The sequence below is a fragment of the Paenibacillus silviterrae genome, assembly GCF_030167925.1.
Classification (GTDB): Bacteria; Bacillota; Bacilli; order Paenibacillales; family NBRC-103111; genus Paenibacillus_G; species Paenibacillus_G silviterrae.
The window spans coordinates 4,239,396-4,255,291 of the sequence record NZ_JASKUT010000001.1 but is presented as its reverse complement, the minus strand read 5'-3'; the positions used below and the strand labels follow the sequence as shown (position 1 = coordinate 4,255,291).

Genomic DNA, 15,896 nt, shown 5'->3' with positions numbered 1-15,896 from the left:
GATACCACAGCGATCCGCGTTCCTTTCTCCCCTTTGTCCTTGTGTTTTCTGCAGGTCCCCGAAGGCCACCTAAAAATAACCCGCCTACAACAATTTTCAGCCTGATGTTATATTATGGAATGTAAGCGATTTCTAACAACTCTTCGAAAGGTGGTTTGTTAATGAACAAAGCAAGGGCTTCATTGCTTATCGGCATGTCGCTCGTGATCGCGGGAAGCTTCCTCCCCGCGCCGAAGGAGGCTTCGGCAGCAAGGACCATTAACTGCAGCACCGCTTCCTGCCTCTCCAGCGCTCTGAGCACCGCGCTAGCTGGGGACACGATCATACTGGCGGCAGGAACCTACTCGGGGAACTTCGTCCTGAACAAGGACGGCAGCTCCGGCGCACCCATCGTCATCACAAGCGCTGATAGCAGCAATCGGGCCATTCTGAACGGAGGGACGACAAGCTCAGGGTATGTTTTTCACAACACGGGCAACTATGTCCAGCTTAAAGATCTGAAACTTACAAACGGAAAGAAGGGAATTATGTGGGATAACGCCAACAACGGTCTCATCGACAACGTTGAGGTGTACAATATTGGAGAGGAAGGCGTGCATTTCCGCGACGGCAGCTCCTATAATACGATCCAAGGCTCTACCATACGCGACTGCGGCGTGCTGACCCCGGATTACGGCGAGGGCGTCTATGTCGGCTCCGATTATGGCAAATGGTCCACTTATGTGAAGGAAACCGACTATAACGTCATTCGGAACAATACGATCGGACCGAACGTGGCCGCGGAATCGATCGATATCAAGGAAGGGTCTACGGGCACGCTGGTGGAGGGCAATACTTTCAACGGAACGGGCATCTCCGGCGCGAATTCGGCCGACAGCTTCATGGACGTGAAGGGCAACGACAACATCATCCGCAATAATATCGGCTACCGCAACAACAACGCCAATATTAACGATGCCTTCCAAACCAACGAACGGCAGCCCGGCTGGGGCTTTAACAACGATTTTTATAAAAATACGGTCTACATGGATTCCGGCACCGGTTATGTAGTCAATGTCAAAGCGGGCTCCGCCAAAGCTTGCAGCAATACTCGCAGCCCGTCCGGCAACATGTACCTCGGGGCGGTAACAACCTACACCGGCTGCAGCTCGACCTCGCTTCTCAGCGATTCCTTCGAATCGTACAGCTCGTTCCCGGCCGGAGGCTGGACGAACGCCACGGGCAACGGCACATGGAGCATTGTGACAGACGGCACCAAGGCAGCCAAACAGAGCAGCAGTACGGCTTCGACTTACTTGGCGACGAATGGCAGCACGTCCTGGACGAATTACGATTACAGCTTGAAGCTGAAGGCTGCCTCCAGTACAACCCGGGCCGGGCTTGCTTTCCGGGTGACGGACAATAACAACTACTATTGGACGTACCTGTATGACGGGAAGCTGTATTTGCAGAAAAAGGTTGCCGGAACGAACACTGTCTTGGCGTCCACCGCGGTAACCTACAATGCGAATACTTGGTATACGTTGAGGGTCGTTGCCAGCGGAACCAGCCTTAAGGTGTATCTTGGCGGCACGGAGCTTCTCTCGGTGACGGACAGTGCCCACAGCGCAGGTAAAATCGGCTTATGGAACCAAGGCGTCGTCGTGTTCGACGATGTGTCGGTAGTGCAATAATGGGAATGAAGGGATGCAGCCGGCTGAGCCTGCAATGCGTCCCTTCTTTTTCCATTTGTCCGCTCGGGATCATCCTGTGCTACAATAAGTAGTCGCGCAGCTTCGTCTGCCACTATTTCATACATTCAGGTGATTCGCACTATGACTCTTTGTCCCATCGACCGTCATCCCTGCGGGGCTGAGCCCCGTGTCCTCCCTAAGGCTTCCCTTGCCGAGCTGCGTACCAGCAAGGAATTGGTAGCCGATCGAGAGGGGGATGCTTCCTTTTTTCGCACGCTGGAGCAGCATGGCATTCTCTTGAACGCTCCCCAAATTCAGGCCGTCCGCCATGGACAGGGACCTTTGCTGACCTTGGCCGGCGCCGGTACCGGGAAGACGACCGCTCTGGTATGCCGTGCAGCTTATCTGATAACCGTGCACCGTGTGCCCCCTCGTCAGCTCCTGCTGGTCACCTTCTCCAAGAAAGCCGCCGAGGAAATGAGGGAACGGCTTGCCCGCATGCCCGGTTTGTCCGCTTCCGTCGCAGCTCAGGTGGAAATCAAAACCTTTCACGCATTTTGCCTGCGGATTCTGCGTTCCCGCGGTTACACTCAAGACATTTGGCACGATACGCGTCATCAGCACATTCAGCTGAAACGCTTCATGCTGGAGATGGGACTCCAGGACGCCTATCAGCCCGAGGCGCTGCTCTCCCTGCTGTCCTCATACAAAATGCAGATGCTCGAACTCACGGAGCTGCCGGAGAAGACCGCCGAGGAGAAGGACGTGAAGGCTCTGCTGCTCCGGTACGAACAGTGGAAGGCCGAGCATCACAAAATCGACTTCGACGACGTACTCTTGCTGGCCTATCGCGAGCTGAAGGAGCAGCCTTCTTTGCTCCGCACGCTGCAGCGGCGGTTTCACTACGTATGCGTCGACGAATTCCAGGATACGACCAAGGTGCAGTATGAGCTGGTCCAGCTGCTGGCGGCGGAACATACCAACTTAATGGTTGTAGGGGATGACGACCAGACGATCTACTCCTTTGCCGGCGCCCGGCACGAGTTCATCCTGGAGTTCGATCGGCTGTACCCCCAGGCGGCTTCTGTCGTGCTGGATATCAATTACCGCTCTACCGCCTCCATTGTCGGGCTCGGCAATGAGGTGATCCGCCATAACTTCCACCGGAGACCGAAGACATTACAGGCTACAAGGGAAAGCAGGCTCGAACCGCGTTATGTCCGCCCGGTGAACAGCGATGTGGAAGCCGAGTGGCTGGTGAATGACCTCATGGACAAAGCGGGTGCGGGTGCTCCAGGAAAAAGCTATAACGATATCGCCATCCTGTACCGCACCGAGAGCAGCAACCGGGCGATCCTCGAGCAGCTGATTTCCCGTGGCGTCCCTTTCGTCGATTACGGGGACCGGCAGTCGTTCTATGACCAGTGGATGGTAAGACCCCTTGTCGATCACCTTCGGCTCGTTTTGGATCACCGGAGCTTCGAAGCCATGGAGAGCGTGCTGCCTACGCTGTATATCGGACGTGAGCAGGGGATGAAGCTGATCTACGATCGGGAGGCCGCCGGCAAGCCGAAAAAGTGGCCCATGATCCACCTGCTGGAGCTGCCGAACCGGAAGGACTTCCAGCAGGATAAGCTGAAGGAGCGCCTGAAGCTGATTCGTACGCTTCAAGACATGCAGCCCGTAGAAGCCATCCGCTTGATGCGAAGGGACTTCTATGATCAGTTCCTGGAAACGAACAAGCGAAGCTCCCTTACGCAGCATAAGGAAATGCTCAGGGAAGCGTTGGATGAGCTGGAGGCTTCAGCGCAGCGCTTCCGGACGATAGAGCAGTTTCTCGCCTTCGTAAAGGAGATGGCGGAGAAGCGAGAGGAGATGCGTGTCGGGAATGCCAGCCAAGAAGACGCGAAGGTATCGCTCATGACCATTCATAAGTCGAAGGGACTTGAGTTTCCGATCGTTTATTTGATCGGAGCCGTGGAGGGCAATCTGCCTCACAGCTCTGCTATGGAGCCGGCGTCGGCGCTGGAGGAGGAACGGCGTCTCGCTTACGTCGCGATCACCCGGGCGAAGGAGGAGCTGACGATCAGCTCTCCGGATTACTTCCGCGGCAAGAAAGCGCAGACGTCCCGCTTCCTGCTGGCCGCCTACCCTAAGCCGGAGCCGAAGGCTGCTGCAGTCCCTGCGGCTGCAACTCCTGCCGGACGGCGGGAGCCAGTCTTTGCCTGGGTATGCTCAAGCGGCTCGTGTCACGCGTGGCAGAGAATCATCCCCCTTGAGGAAGAGAAGCTGGCTTCGAAGACCTGCCCTCTCTGTAAGGGTACGATGGTCAAGGGAAGCAAGCATATGTAGAACGAGGCACCGCCCGCTACGATTCGGGCTGTGCCTCGTTCAGCTTTTCCGGGTTAAACACGGCGTAGATGGTGTCAATCTTCTCTCCCCAAGCAAAACAAAAGACCGACTTGAGCCGACCCTCCTTGTAGAAGAGGAGCTCCTCCCTGCCGTTAACCTGCCTAATCTGCGCCTCAGCCCCGGCAAGATTCCCTCGAGCTATGACCTCCAGCAGGGTGGTGACGCGGCCGCGGCTATAGATCGGCTTCATGGCAGAACGTACCTTGCCGCCTCCGTCCGAGACGAGCACGGCGTCTTCGTTCAGCATGCGCATCAGGCCCTCCACATCCCTTCGCTGAAAGGCTGCGACGAATCTCTCCAGCCTCTGTCTTCGGGAGGCGGGTACGTGCTCTTCTCCCCGCACCGCCGCTTCCGGCTGCAGCTTTTTCCTGGCGTTGCTAAATAGCTTGCGGGTATACACCTCTGTCCGCCCGACCATCTCCCCGATGTCCGCATAATCATATTCGTATGCCGTCCGCAGTACGAAGACCGCCCGCTCCAAAGGAGACAGACGGTCCAGCATAACCAGAAACGCATACGATAAGGCTTCGTTATTCTCCGCCGCTGCGGCGGGCAGGTCCTGCTCCGCGATCAGCGGCTCGGGGAGCCACGGTCCGGCATATTCCTCTCTGCGCCGGCGGGCTGATTTGCATTCGTTCAGGCAGCGGTTCATGACCATTTTGCAAAGGTAGGACTTGATGTTGCTAATTCGCTCAAGCTGGGCAGCCTGCATCGCTGCGAATGTCTCCTGTACAATATCCTCGGCATCGGCGACCGTTCCGAGCATCCGATAAGCGATGGAGAACAGCAAAGGCCGATATTCGGTAAACAGCTGCCCCACACTAGCCGCAGACACCTCCTTGGCTCCTCCGACATTCATCATTCCCTACCTCCCGATTCATTCTATAAAAAGCACCCCGGATACATACCGGTAGCCACACCAAGCCGGTTCCAGCCGTTGATCACGTTCACCGCCATGATAAGCGCCGCGATCTCCGCCTCGCTGAATTGCGCTCTTACGCGTTCGTACACTTCTTCCGGGAAGCCCGATTCGGACAGCCGGGTCAAATACTCCGTCAGCTCGAGCGCCGCCCTTTCCTTATCACTATAGATCGGTACCTCGCGCCATGCGGTTAACAGCAAAATCCGCTCCAGCTGCTCCCCCGCCGAATGCAGCTCCTTGGCGTGCATATCAATGCAGAACGCGCAGCCGTTCAACTGGGACGCCCGAATTTTGATAAGCTTGTAAAGCGTCTTGTCGATCCCCAGGCTCTGCACGGTCGTTTCCAGCTGCAGCATCATGTCGAATACGGCAGGATTGGCCTCACGGTAATTCATTCTTGTTTTCATATGGATCTCCTCCTACGTGTTTTGGTCTTTACACTACTTAAGACAACGCAGGGTGCGAATTTGTGAAAAAAAGATTAGGCCTCCAGATCATACTGCTCCTGAAGACTTCTTAGCTTGCTGCGGATCTCGTCCCGAACGGCCTGCGGACGTCGGACATTCGCCTCCATCCCGAAGCCGAGAAAATAATGGACGGCCCATGGGATATACGATGCGCTCATTCTCGTACGAATGGTTCCCGAGCCGTCCTCCCTCCGCTCGATCGTTCCATACAGCCATAGATCCGACTGGCAGCGCCTGACCCCTTCGGCCGTTAGCTCCACCTCCAGCTCTACCGCATCGCTTTCCTCCATCCTCATGATCCATGACTCCAGCCGTTCCTCGCTTGTATCAAGGCGCAGGCTCTGGTCCGCTTCCTCCGAAAAGTGCTTGACCCGGTCCACGCGAAACACCCGATAATCCCCGGCCAGAAAGCAGTAAGCCTGACAATACCACAGCCCGTTCATAGTATACAGCCCCAGCGGCTGAATCATCCGTTCCCGGCGCGAGGCCGCTTCATAGACAATCGTGACGACACGCTGATCCAGCGCAGCCTCCAGCAGCTCCTCCAGAAACCGTACCTCCAGCTCATGCGGGGGCACCCAGAAAACAAGCCGCTGCTGCATGCGTTCGATCTTTCGCTTCAAGTCGCTCGACAGGTAATGAAAAAATTTCTGCAGCGCCGTACCTACTTCATTCTCAAAGGGAAGAACCTTGTAGTTCTTAAGCGATTGGCAGGCAAAAAACAAAGCCGTCGCCTCATGCTCAGTAAAGCTGATGGGAGGAAGCACCTTCTCGCGCAGCACACGATAGCCGCCTCCGACACCTACCTCGGAATAGAGCGGGACCCCCAGCTCGCTTAGCTCCATCAAATCCCGGAGCATCGTCCGACGCGAAACGCCGCACTCATCGGCCAGCTCTTGGACCGTAAACCTCTTGCGTTCGTTCACGAGCATAATGAGCTGAATGAGCCTCTGGGCTTTGTGCATGGATACTTGTCCTCCCGCCGTGCAAATGTGCCATTAGTTGTCACTATTATTTCGTATGCTGACAAGGAAGTCAATTCCAAAGGAGGATCAATCCACATGAAGCAACACCTTATTATTGAGCTTGTATCCGCCCATTTGAAGTCAGGCGTTAGTCGAGAAGCGTTCCTTTCAGGCATCCGACAATCCCAAAGGGCACTGGAGCGTTATCCCGGGTTCAGAAGCAGAGTGCTCGCCCATGATACCGATCATCAGCTTTGGTTCGACTTGGTACAGTGGGCCGACTTGCTGTCAGCGGAAGCGGCGGCTGCAGATTTTATGAAGGATCCGGCGGCGAAGGCACTGATCGATAGCTTGGAAGAAACCACTGTTACGATGCGTCACTATGTGCGGCAGGAGGCGCTGAGTGTACCGACCTCACGGAATGCCGCCGGCACCTCTGCGGGCTGCGTGGAGCTGTTGATGTATCGTCTTAAGCCAGGGGCTAACGGGGAGCGATACGGGCGAGCAGTTAGGGACATGTCGGAAAAGATGCAGGTTATGCCCGCGTTCATCCGAAGAGAGGTCTATATCGAGCAGGAGACTGGAGAATGGCTGGAGGCGATCTTTTATCAAAACCGGGAAGCAGCGGATGCGATGTTCTTAGAAATCAAGGATGCCCCCTGCATGCAGCAATGTATGGAGCTGCTGGATGAAGCCTCCCTGAGGATGCATTGGGCCAGCCCTGTGGAGTGGGAGTAACTGCGACGATGGCCGAGTTGATAAAAGACGTATACAATGACCGATTCTTCGAGGAAGTGGCCTTTCGATTCCGGGAGGCTTATCCCGCTTTCAACCCAGCGGAATTTTTGGCAATCGTCCGTGACAGCCGCTGGGAGCGGCTCGCATTCAAAGAGCGCATGCGCCACATTAGCCTAACGCTGCTGAACGATATGCCGGAAGCCTGGGACGAGACGGTGGACATTGTTTGCCGTGTGGCCGCTCATTTTGGCGGTCTAGCTTATATGGTATTCCCCGACATCGTCGAGATAGGCGGCCTAGACGAGCCTGAGCTTTCCATCCCGGCGCTTGCCCGTCTGACCCCATTCTCCAGTTCGGAGTTTGCCATCCGCCCCTTCCTTATGAGTTATCCGGAGCTGACGCTCCGTTATTTGCACGAATGGGCTGAGGATGACAATCACCACGTAAGAAGGCTGGCCAGCGAGGGCAGTCGCCCCCGCCTGCCTTGGGCCATGGCGCTGCCTGCTTTCAAGCGGGATCCCCGTCCGGTTCTGGAGGTGCTTGAGAAGCTCAAGGCAGATGGTTCCGAATACGTCCGTCGCAGCGTCGGCAACTGTCTGAACGATATCTCGAAGGATCATCCCGACCTTATTCTGGAGACCGCGCGGCGGTGGTTCGGGACGAATGCCGATACGGACTGGGTTGTCCGTCATGGCTGCAGAACCTTGCTGAAGCAATGTCATCCCGTGGCGTTATCCTTCTTCGGATTTACTGCCCCGGAGGCCGTGTCTGTGGAGGGGTTTGCGCTGGCTCCCGGACAGGTGAAGCTCGGCGAAGCCGTGAAGCTGACGTTCAGCGTGCTGAACACGAGCGGGGAGCCCGTCAAGCTGCGCATCGAGTATGGCATCGACTTTGTCAAAGCGAGCGGACGAACCTCTCGCAAGCTGTTCAAGCTGTCCGAGCGCACGTATCCTCCGGGACTTACAGCTGTGGAAACGAAGCACGCGTTCGTCCCTATCACTACGCGCGTTCATTATTCGGGCGCGCATCGGTTTTCGATTATTGTGAACGGCCGGAAACTGGCAGAGAGCACGGTGCATTTGGAGCTGTAACCAAGCACCTGCCGGCCCGTTACCTCTCACCTCGGGTGGCTGTTATCGCATTTGTGTCACTATTTCAGCAAGATGCGCTCTCGGGCCTGCCAGTTGGCGAATGCAATTGCATTTTTGCCACTGCCGGCCCGTTACCGCTCACTTCCGGTGGTTGTAATGGCATTTGTGCCATTATTTCAGCCGGATGCGATCTCGATCCTGCCAGTTGGCGAATGCAATCGCATTTCTGCCACTGCCGGCCCGTTACCTCTCACCTCGGGTGGCTGCAATGGCATTTGTGCCATTATTTCAGCCGGATTCGCTCTTCGGCCAGACAGTTGGCGAATGCAATTGCATTTCTGCCACTGCCGGCCCATTACCGCTCACCTCGGGTGGTTGTAATCGCACATGTGCGATTATTTCGTTTCACCAACGGCAGGCGACTTCCCTAAGTCGATCCAAAACCGCTTCACCACATTCCCATCGTCTTCCCGAAATACAGATTCGAAGACGCCGCCGTGCTTCACGATCGTCTTCTCCGACCCGATATTGTCGTCATCGCAGACGAGCAGCGCCTTGTCGCCTCCCATCGACTTCAGGAGCTTCAGGCTTTCCCCCAGCAGGAAATCGGCATAGCCCCTCCGTCGATAGGACGGTCGGATCCCGTAACCGATATGTCCGCCGGAGTTCAGCAGCTTCGGATTGAGCCGATGACGGATATTCACCGCACCGACAAGAACATCCTCCTCATTCCATAGCCAGTACGTCGAGTGAGGCACCCAGCCGGGGGTGCTCAGCTTCTCCTCGCTATCTTCGGCATACAGGAAGTCTATGTACGCGCCAAAATCATACGGTTCCTTCTCCACCACCCAAGGTACAATGTCCTCGCCGCTCCGAATCCAATCCTCATAGAAATCCAGATACTGCGTTCGGTAATCCACTGACGGTTTCATAAGTCGAAGCATCGGTCATCGCCTCCTCCACTACAATATTGATGGCTATTATATTTCCAATTCCACCCATTGGCAAGCAAAAAAAGACACAGAGTCCCTAACACTGGGACCCCGTGTCTCTTCACTTCTTCCTATGGCAGTCTCATCTCCCGCGGACCTCGATTCCCGCCGGGACCGGCGCTGCCAGGGCCACCGGGACCTGCGCTTCTGGCAGCGGTCACTCCGGACTCATTCAACCAAGTGGTCGCACTTGCCGCGGTGAATTCCACTGTCTTAGCTCCCGCGGTATAGAGCGCATAAGCAGCATCCTTCTTCAGCTCCGGCGAACCGATCACAACCGTTTGGAAGTCCTTATCGGGGGCGAAGGTGGCCAGCGTCTTCCCGCTCCGATCCTTCAGCTCAACGAGCGTCCCCGCTTTTTGCGTCTGGGAATACGTCATCAACAGCGAGTTCTGGGACGAGGAATCCGACGGCGCCTGCGCCATGCCTGCGCTTCCCGCAGCCACCAGCTGACCGCCTGTGAATTCGAACGTTCCGTCGTAGTCGAGCGCACCGTTATTGTTCGCCGTCGGCCCGCTTACGAAGACCGTGCCGCCTGACATCGCAATGGAGCCGTTGGAATCGAGTCCGTCGCCGGTGGAGTTAACATGTAACGTTCCGCCTGTGATCGTGAGCTTGCCGCCGCCGGACGAGCTGAAGCTGTTCTGACCGGGACGTCCGTTGACCGCAGAGCCATCGGCCCCTCCGGAGACATTGACGCCGTCATCACTGGAGGTCACCTTCACTTCCCCGCCGGATATCGTAATATTCGAGCCCTCGATGCCTTCATAGCTCTTGGCAATCTGAACAATTCCTCCATTAATCTGGAGAGACGAATCCGCATGAATACCGTCATCGCCGGAGGTAATGGACAGCTCTCCCCCCGCAATCGTTACACTGTTATTGCTGTGGACGGCATCATCGGCGGAGTCGATACGTATGCTGCCCTTGGCAATCATCACACCTGTGCCCGCCTTGATCCCCTTGGCGCTTTCCTTCACAGCAGCACTAGCAGCTGTTGCTGCCGGAGCTGCCGGGGCCGCCCCTTGACCCGGGCCGCCTCTCATGCCGCCGGGCGGCTGCTCCACCTTCACCGGCGCTTTCGCGCTGCCGCCGCCGGAAGTAATCGTCAACGTTCCGCCGTTTACCTGCACCGTCGTCACCGCTTGGATGCCGTCGTTCCCTGCAGTAACCGTTACGGTTCCGGCATCGACTTGCACGAGACCCTTGGAGGCATCCGCATCATTGGTTGCCTTGATGCCGTCTCCCCCGGCTTCGATCGTCAGTCGTCCCTCCTTGACCGCCACCATATCCTTGCCCATCACACCGTCGTCCTTGGCATAAACCGTGATAGTCCCCCCGAGCACCTTCAGATCGTCTTTACCGGTGATGCCGTTGTTATAATTGCCTCGAACGGTCAGAGCACCCGCACCATTGAACGTAAGATCGCCTTTGCTGAAAATGGCCGCATTCGGCTCATCCGTCGAAGCATCCGTCAGCGTATACTCCGCGGCATCGGTCACCACGTTGTTCGTTCCTTCTTCAAGCGTGAGGATCGCTTTGTCCGCCTGCTTCACGTAAATCGCCGAGCTTTCCTTACTGTGAATCTCCATCCCGTTCAAAACCAGACGCACCTTCGCGTCCTTCGGAGCATCTACGACGATCTGCCCCTGCTCCCACTGACCGCTCAGTACATACGTACCTGCGGCAGTAATCGTAACCGTGCGGTCCTTTATCTCAGCCCCGCTTCCCTTAATCGCGGCACCGCCAGCACTCAGTTCCAGGTAGGTCGGATTCTCCGTCTTCCAGTCGCTGTACTCATCATCTTCACTGTAAGCTACCGGGATCGCAACCGCCGGTGCTTGCGCAGCTGCATCCGTACCGGCAGCTGTTTGAGCGGCGGCTACAGGTGCCGAAGCCGCGGAGCTACCCGCTTCCGTAGACGTCAGGCTCTGGCAGGCCGGCAGTACCGATGCGCAGAGCAGCGCTAGCATAATCACTTTTTTCACATTCATATGCTTCTTATTCATTGAGATTTCCTCCGTTGCGGTTTAGTAGTCCGATGCTTCCGGACTCATGGATAAGGTAATGTTCAGATTTCCGTTCCTGCATCGCAGGGCGTCAATGAAATCCTTCTGGCTCACGGCCGGGTTCATCGTAATCGTATAAACCAGCTCAAACAAGCTGCCCAGCTCGGTCGTTTTGACCTTTTTCAGCTCATGGCTGACCTGATATTTCTCGAATACCTCATGAAAAGCTTCCTCGTAGCCCAAATCCTCCGGCACCGTAATTTTCAGCAGCTTCTGTGTGCTTCGCTTCGCCCCGAATTGAAGCTTGTGAAGCACGAGCATCAGTCCGCACAGAATGAAGGTGAAGAGAACCGCATAACCGAACATCCCGACGCCGCAGGCAAGACCGGTAGCCATCGTGAACAGGACATAGGCAATATCCTTAGGGTCGCCAGGCGCGCTTCGGAACCGAATGATCGAGAACGCCCCGGCGAGGCTGAAGGCCCGCGCCACGTTGTTTCCAATCAGCAGTATGATAATGGCGATAATCGAAGGAATCAGAATCATCGTCAATGCGAAGTTTTGAGAGTAGGCCTGCCTGCTCGTTTTCATATATGTCATGCTGATGACCCCTCCCAGAAGGAAGGAAACGATAATCGTAAGCAGGGCATGGGTCAATGTCATGGTCGTATCTGTCGTTGCTGCGGTAAACAAAGCGTCAAGCATAGGCGCGTGCTCCTTTCATTTGCTCTTGTCTCATCTTGATAAATTCGTTGCCGTACTTGGAAAAGCTCGTCCGAAACATACTGTGCTCGGACAGCAGCCGCGCGAGCCACACCGGGATCGTCTTCTCCGCCTTGACCTCCATAAGCCAGCGGTTGTCCTCCAGCAGCGGTTCCCCGTGATCGCCGCTCTCCAGCAGCAGGTCGTACCGTCTCGATCGGATGTTCCGGTCGAACGTGATGCGCAGATCCCGGCTTTCCTTGCAAAACATCGCAATGCGGTCATAAGCCAGATACACCTTCGGCTCCAAGGTATAACGCTGCAGGAAGTACTCAATCTCGCTTACTACCTGCTTATTCATGTAGCTGGCCGGCTCCGGCTTGACTCCCGACCTGACGAACTCGTAGGCCTCGTGGGTCCGAAGAGCCGTTCTTCTTTTGTTCACCAGCCCATGCACCTTCTTCTTCAGCTCCAGATATACCTTGGCGCCCGGCGCCGGAACACCGTAAGCCCGCAGCCGCAGCTTCTCCTTGTATTTGGGCTTCGCCAGCGAATTCCGGATCAAGGCATGGTCCTGCGTATCAAAGTAAATATTACTGATGGAGTAAAACGTATGCTTCCGGTTGTATTCATCGAGCTCCATATATTCAAGCAGGCGATCATGAATCGTCCGAAAGCCGGCATCGTCAAGCAGATACTTATTCTCGTATCGATTGAACACCTCAATGGCCATTCTCGCTCATCCTTTCTGTCTCATCGCTTTCGATGACCCTATCTTAGGACGCGAACCTTTAGTGAACCTTAAATACGAATTTCAGGTTTCTTTAAGGTTCAGGATGGTATACTGTTGCTACTACTTACAAAGGGCATCGCCCGAAAGCCGAAAGAGAGGAAAAACGATGCGAATACTAATCGTCGAGGATGAGGAGCATCTGGCGGAGGCGCTGGCTCAGATTCTTAGGAAGCATCATTACTCCGTCGATGTCGTGCATGACGGCACCACCGGCTTGGATTATGCGCAAAGCGGCATTTACGATTTGCTGCTGCTCGATATCATGCTTCCAGGCATGAGCGGACTTACGATCCTGCAGACCATCCGTAAGGAAAACATAGCTACACCGGTAATCCTGCTTACAGCTAGGGGAGAGACCTCGGACAAGGTGTCGGGGCTGGATTACGGAGCGGACGATTATATTGCCAAGCCGTTTGTTACGGAAGAATTGCTCGCACGTATCCGTGCGGCGCTTAGGCGTAAGGGAGAGGTCATCGCCGACAATTCCTTGCGTTACGGCGATATCGAGCTGAATCCATCGACGCTGAAGCTTACCTGCGGAGGGAAGGAAATCAAGCTGATCCTGAAGGAAAGCGAGCTGCTGCAGCTGCTGATGCTGAGGAAGCAGGCGGTAACGCCGAAGGAGCTCATTATCGAGAAGCTGTGGGGCTTTGATTCCGAGGCGGAGCATAATAATGTAGAGGTTTACATCTCCTTCTTGAGGAAAAAGCTGACCCACCTGCAATCGGAGGTAGCCATCAGCACGATTCGGGGAGTGGGTTATGTGCTGGAGGTGAAGGCCTGATGTTTCGCAAGCTCCGCAATAAATTTCTGCTGCTGAATATGGCTACCATCTCCGTGATGCTGCTCATTGCGTTCGCTTGTATCTATGTCATTATGTATCAAAATGTAAGCCGGGATATCGGGATGGATCTGCATCGGGAGGCAGAATTCGCGCGCAAGCCTGCGGGAAATTCGGGACCGTTCAAGCCGGGGCATGGCCCCAAATCGGAGCCGGGCGGGAATGATCAGCAGCCTATGGCACGTTCCGTTTCCTTCTCCGTGGTTACGGATTCGGAAGGAACGGTTCAGAGCGTCGCTTCCCGCTTTGACTTAGCGGAGCAGATCTATCGAGCTGTGGCGGCGAAAGCCCTTGCCAGCGGCAAGCAGGAGGGCAAATTTAAGCTGGAGGACACCCATTGGGCGTTTGAAGTACAGAAGCTGTCCGACCGCTATGTCCTGTCGTTTCTCGATATTACGTCGCAGCAAGACTTTCTGGCGAATTTAATATATGCGTTTCTCCTGGTTGCATCCATTATGCTGATCCTGATCTACTTCATTAGCCGTTATTTCGCCAATCGTTCGATTGAACCGGTTCAGGAGGCCTTTGATAAGCAAAAGCAGTTCATTGCCGATGCCTCCCACGAGCTGAAGACTCCTCTGGCCGTGATCCAAACGAATGTCGACGTCCTGCTGGCCCATGCCGACGATACGATTGCCAATCAGTCCAAATGGCTGACGTTCATTCAATCAGAGTCCGAGCGGATGTCCAAGCTGACTAACGACTTGCTTTACTTAGCCCAAATCGATCAGGCGGAAGCCGCGGTCCTATTCTCACCGTTCGATGTGAGCGAGGCAGTGGAGCAGGTGGTGCTTACGATGGAGGCAATCATTTTCGAAAGCCGGATCCAGCTTTCCTACGAGATTGAGCCTGGACTCATCGCGCGCGGCAGCCAAGAGCCGTTTAAGCAGGTGGTCATGATTTTGCTGGATAATGCGGTGAAGTATACGAATGCGAACGGATCCGTGGATATTGCGCTGAAAAAGCGTCACCACAGTATTCAGCTCACCGTCACGAATACGGGAGAAGGGATCTCGGAATCGAATTTGGAGAGAATCTTCGACCGCTTCTACCGCACGGACGCCTCCCGCTCCCGCAGCCAAGGCGGCTACGGTCTGGGCTTGGCCATTGCAAAGGCCATTGTGGAGCAGCATAAGGGAAATATCTATGCGAAGAGCATCGCAGGGAAGCAAACCACTTTTATCGTCGAGCTTCCGCTCAGTGCATGATAGCTCAAAAGACCGCATCCCTCGGGGGTAATGCGGTCTTTTTCATGCAAGTCACCGCTTCGGGTGACCCGCATCAGCGGCCCTTTCATTGCCTTCCGATGAGGCGGTGCTTTTTCATATACATATAGCTTACTGCCATTACGGTTTGGACAGCCAGGAACACCGCGACATTGTATTCCAGCCTATATCCGTGCTGATATGTGGTCATTCCCATCTGCTCCGATACCCATTCCACCGCAACCCCGAGCACCGTCCAGCCCAAAATATAAGGTATAACCGTTTTCCTCGTAATCTTCATCACCTCGAAAAAATAGACGAAGAAATAGCCGAACGGCGCGAACATAAAGTACACCAAAAGATCCGTCAGCTCATACCTGTTCGTATCGTTGACTCGGTAGAAATCCATCAGTCCCCCGCCGATCGTAAAGTCGAAGAGCGTCGAGCTGGCGAATCCCCATACAAAGCCTGCAATCAGTAGACTTCGGGGCAATCTCTTGGGCAGCAGCCAGATGGCACCATAGGTAATAACAAGCATACTCAGGATATACCATTCGTTTTTGTCAAAATGCTCCCACAAGATCATGCCGGTTCCTCCTCTGCATACATCCACTTGGAAGCAAGTCTGTAAACCAAAAGCAGCGACCCTTGCAGAAGCACCACGGACAGAAAGTCGTATAATACATTCCACTGGACATATCTATAGATCTGGTAGTATTCGGCAAGGCTGTTGAAGCCGAGCAGTAGACCCGTACACGCCAAGGTAGCGAAAAAATAAGCCTCGGTCGTTTTTTTCAATACCATGTAATTTATCCATAAGACAAGAATCAACGGCTGAAGCAACGTCCGGTTCAGAAGATAGCCCGTATACAGCAGCGGATCCTTCGTCAGCTGAACCCACTGAAACTCCTCGACAATAAGCCAAGACAGGTTAACCCCTAAGATCAACGCCATGAGAAGCACTACGGTATTATCCATGAAGGACAAGCTTTTGTTCATCATGTAAAAGGCAAGGACGGCAAGCCAAGTTGCTGAGAAAATCACAACGAACCCCATATATATCCTCCCCGGTAAAGGCTTTTTCTA

Annotated in this window: 15 protein-coding genes; 6 read left to right on the top strand and 9 right to left on the bottom strand. The window is 55.0% G+C overall.

Annotated features, from left to right (window positions below):
* Positions 1–161: 161 nt before the first annotated feature.
* Complete coding sequence (locus tag QMO62_RS19620; RefSeq protein ID WP_284643507.1) at positions 162–1,673, top strand: right-handed parallel beta-helix repeat-containing protein; 1,512 nt, start codon at positions 162–164, stop codon at positions 1,671–1,673.
* Positions 1,674–1,814: 141 nt separating this feature from the next.
* The gene (locus QMO62_RS19615; protein WP_284643505.1) at positions 1,815–4,025 is read left to right on the top strand and encodes a UvrD-helicase domain-containing protein; all 2,211 of its coding nucleotides are present in this window, start codon (positions 1,815–1,817) and stop codon (positions 4,023–4,025) included.
* A 16-nt stretch (positions 4,026–4,041) separates the two neighbouring features.
* Here the strand turns inward: QMO62_RS19615 and sigJ are convergent, their stop codons facing one another.
* The 3 genes from sigJ to QMO62_RS19600 all read right to left on the bottom strand — a co-directional run bounded on the left by sigJ (position 4,042) and on the right by QMO62_RS19600 (position 6,439).
* Positions 4,042–4,947 (bottom strand): RNA polymerase sigma factor SigJ, encoded by a 906-nt coding sequence (sigJ, locus tag QMO62_RS19610; protein ID WP_284643503.1) that lies wholly within the window; start codon positions 4,945–4,947, stop codon positions 4,042–4,044.
* 20 nt (positions 4,948–4,967) lie between these two features.
* A complete protein-coding gene (locus QMO62_RS19605) occupies positions 4,968–5,414 on the bottom strand; it encodes a carboxymuconolactone decarboxylase family protein (protein WP_284643501.1) in 447 nt (148 codons plus the stop codon).
* 74 nt (positions 5,415–5,488) lie between these two features.
* Positions 5,489–6,439: a helix-turn-helix transcriptional regulator gene (locus tag QMO62_RS19600; protein ID WP_284643499.1), complete on the bottom strand. Its 951-nt coding sequence runs from the start codon at positions 6,437–6,439 to the stop codon at positions 5,489–5,491.
* Positions 6,440–6,535: 96 nt separating this feature from the next.
* On the opposite strand from QMO62_RS19600, the gene QMO62_RS19595 reads away from it, so the two are divergent.
* Together QMO62_RS19595 and QMO62_RS19590 are read left to right on the top strand one after the other, a co-directional pair.
* Positions 6,536–7,177: a hypothetical protein gene (locus QMO62_RS19595; protein WP_284643497.1), complete on the top strand. Its 642-nt coding sequence runs from the start codon at positions 6,536–6,538 to the stop codon at positions 7,175–7,177.
* An 8-nt stretch (positions 7,178–7,185) separates the two neighbouring features.
* Positions 7,186–8,268 carry a DNA alkylation repair protein gene (locus tag QMO62_RS19590; RefSeq protein ID WP_284643495.1) on the top strand — a complete coding sequence of 361 codons (1,083 nt, stop codon included), beginning with the start codon at positions 7,186–7,188 and terminating at the stop codon, positions 8,266–8,268.
* A gap of 395 nt (positions 8,269–8,663) precedes the next feature.
* Here the strand turns inward: QMO62_RS19590 and QMO62_RS19585 are convergent, their stop codons facing one another.
* From QMO62_RS19585 to QMO62_RS19570, 4 genes are all read right to left on the bottom strand, one after another.
* Positions 8,664–9,212, bottom strand: a complete 549-nt coding sequence (locus tag QMO62_RS19585; protein ID WP_284643493.1) for a GNAT family N-acetyltransferase — start codon at positions 9,210–9,212, stop codon at positions 8,664–8,666.
* 119 nt (positions 9,213–9,331) lie between these two features.
* Positions 9,332–11,269, bottom strand: coding sequence for a carbohydrate-binding domain-containing protein (locus QMO62_RS19580; RefSeq protein ID WP_284643491.1), 1,938 nt, complete (start codon positions 11,267–11,269; stop codon positions 9,332–9,334).
* A gap of 21 nt (positions 11,270–11,290) precedes the next feature.
* Entirely contained in the window at positions 11,291–11,974 is a 684-nt protein-coding gene (locus tag QMO62_RS19575) for a DUF4956 domain-containing protein (protein WP_284643490.1), read from the bottom strand.
* Entirely contained in the window at positions 11,967–12,704 is a 738-nt protein-coding gene (locus QMO62_RS19570; RefSeq protein WP_284643488.1) for a polyphosphate polymerase domain-containing protein, read from the bottom strand. The genes QMO62_RS19575 and QMO62_RS19570 overlap by 8 nt, the downstream gene beginning before the upstream one ends.
* Before the next feature lie 166 nt (positions 12,705–12,870).
* On the opposite strand from QMO62_RS19570, the gene QMO62_RS19565 reads away from it, so the two are divergent.
* Positions 12,871–13,548 (top strand): response regulator transcription factor, encoded by a 678-nt coding sequence (locus QMO62_RS19565; RefSeq protein ID WP_284643486.1) that lies wholly within the window; start codon positions 12,871–12,873, stop codon positions 13,546–13,548.
* Entirely contained in the window at positions 13,548–14,813 is a 1,266-nt protein-coding gene (locus QMO62_RS19560) for a sensor histidine kinase (RefSeq protein WP_284643484.1), read from the top strand. Before QMO62_RS19565 ends, QMO62_RS19560 begins: the two co-directional genes overlap by 1 nt.
* A gap of 85 nt (positions 14,814–14,898) precedes the next feature.
* Here QMO62_RS19560 and QMO62_RS19555 read toward each other — a convergent pair whose 3' ends face one another.
* Positions 14,899–15,396, bottom strand: coding sequence for a hypothetical protein (locus QMO62_RS19555; RefSeq protein ID WP_284643482.1), 498 nt, complete (start codon positions 15,394–15,396; stop codon positions 14,899–14,901).
* Positions 15,393–15,866, bottom strand: coding sequence for a hypothetical protein (locus QMO62_RS19550; protein WP_284643480.1), 474 nt, complete (start codon positions 15,864–15,866; stop codon positions 15,393–15,395). The genes QMO62_RS19555 and QMO62_RS19550 overlap by 4 nt, the downstream gene beginning before the upstream one ends.
* Positions 15,867–15,896: the final 30 nt, after the last annotated feature.

What these genes read in the sequence shown, in the direction of transcription:
- QMO62_RS19620 (WP_284643507.1), top strand. Translation starts at nt 162, where the DNA reads ATGAACAAAGCAAGGGCTTCATTGCTTATCGGCATGTCGCTCGTGATC.
- QMO62_RS19615 (WP_284643505.1), top strand. Translation starts at nt 1,815, where the DNA reads ATGACTCTTTGTCCCATCGACCGTCATCCCTGCGGGGCTGAGCCCCGT.
- sigJ (WP_284643503.1), bottom strand. Translation starts at nt 4,947, where the DNA reads ATGATGAATGTCGGAGGAGCCAAGGAGGTGTCTGCGGCTAGTGTGGGG.
- QMO62_RS19605 (WP_284643501.1), bottom strand. Translation starts at nt 5,414, where the DNA reads ATGAAAACAAGAATGAATTACCGTGAGGCCAATCCTGCCGTATTCGAC.
- QMO62_RS19600 (WP_284643499.1), bottom strand. Translation starts at nt 6,439, where the DNA reads ATGCACAAAGCCCAGAGGCTCATTCAGCTCATTATGCTCGTGAACGAA.
- QMO62_RS19595 (WP_284643497.1), top strand. Translation starts at nt 6,536, where the DNA reads ATGAAGCAACACCTTATTATTGAGCTTGTATCCGCCCATTTGAAGTCA.
- QMO62_RS19590 (WP_284643495.1), top strand. Translation starts at nt 7,186, where the DNA reads ATGGCCGAGTTGATAAAAGACGTATACAATGACCGATTCTTCGAGGAA.
- QMO62_RS19585 (WP_284643493.1), bottom strand. Translation starts at nt 9,212, where the DNA reads ATGCTTCGACTTATGAAACCGTCAGTGGATTACCGAACGCAGTATCTG.
- QMO62_RS19580 (WP_284643491.1), bottom strand. Translation starts at nt 11,269, where the DNA reads ATGAATAAGAAGCATATGAATGTGAAAAAAGTGATTATGCTAGCGCTG.
- QMO62_RS19575 (WP_284643490.1), bottom strand. Translation starts at nt 11,974, where the DNA reads ATGCTTGACGCTTTGTTTACCGCAGCAACGACAGATACGACCATGACA.
- QMO62_RS19570 (WP_284643488.1), bottom strand. Translation starts at nt 12,704, where the DNA reads ATGGCCATTGAGGTGTTCAATCGATACGAGAATAAGTATCTGCTTGAC.
- QMO62_RS19565 (WP_284643486.1), top strand. Translation starts at nt 12,871, where the DNA reads ATGCGAATACTAATCGTCGAGGATGAGGAGCATCTGGCGGAGGCGCTG.
- QMO62_RS19560 (WP_284643484.1), top strand. Translation starts at nt 13,548, where the DNA reads ATGTTTCGCAAGCTCCGCAATAAATTTCTGCTGCTGAATATGGCTACC.
- QMO62_RS19555 (WP_284643482.1), bottom strand. Translation starts at nt 15,396, where the DNA reads ATGATCTTGTGGGAGCATTTTGACAAAAACGAATGGTATATCCTGAGT.
- QMO62_RS19550 (WP_284643480.1), bottom strand. Translation starts at nt 15,866, where the DNA reads ATGGGGTTCGTTGTGATTTTCTCAGCAACTTGGCTTGCCGTCCTTGCC.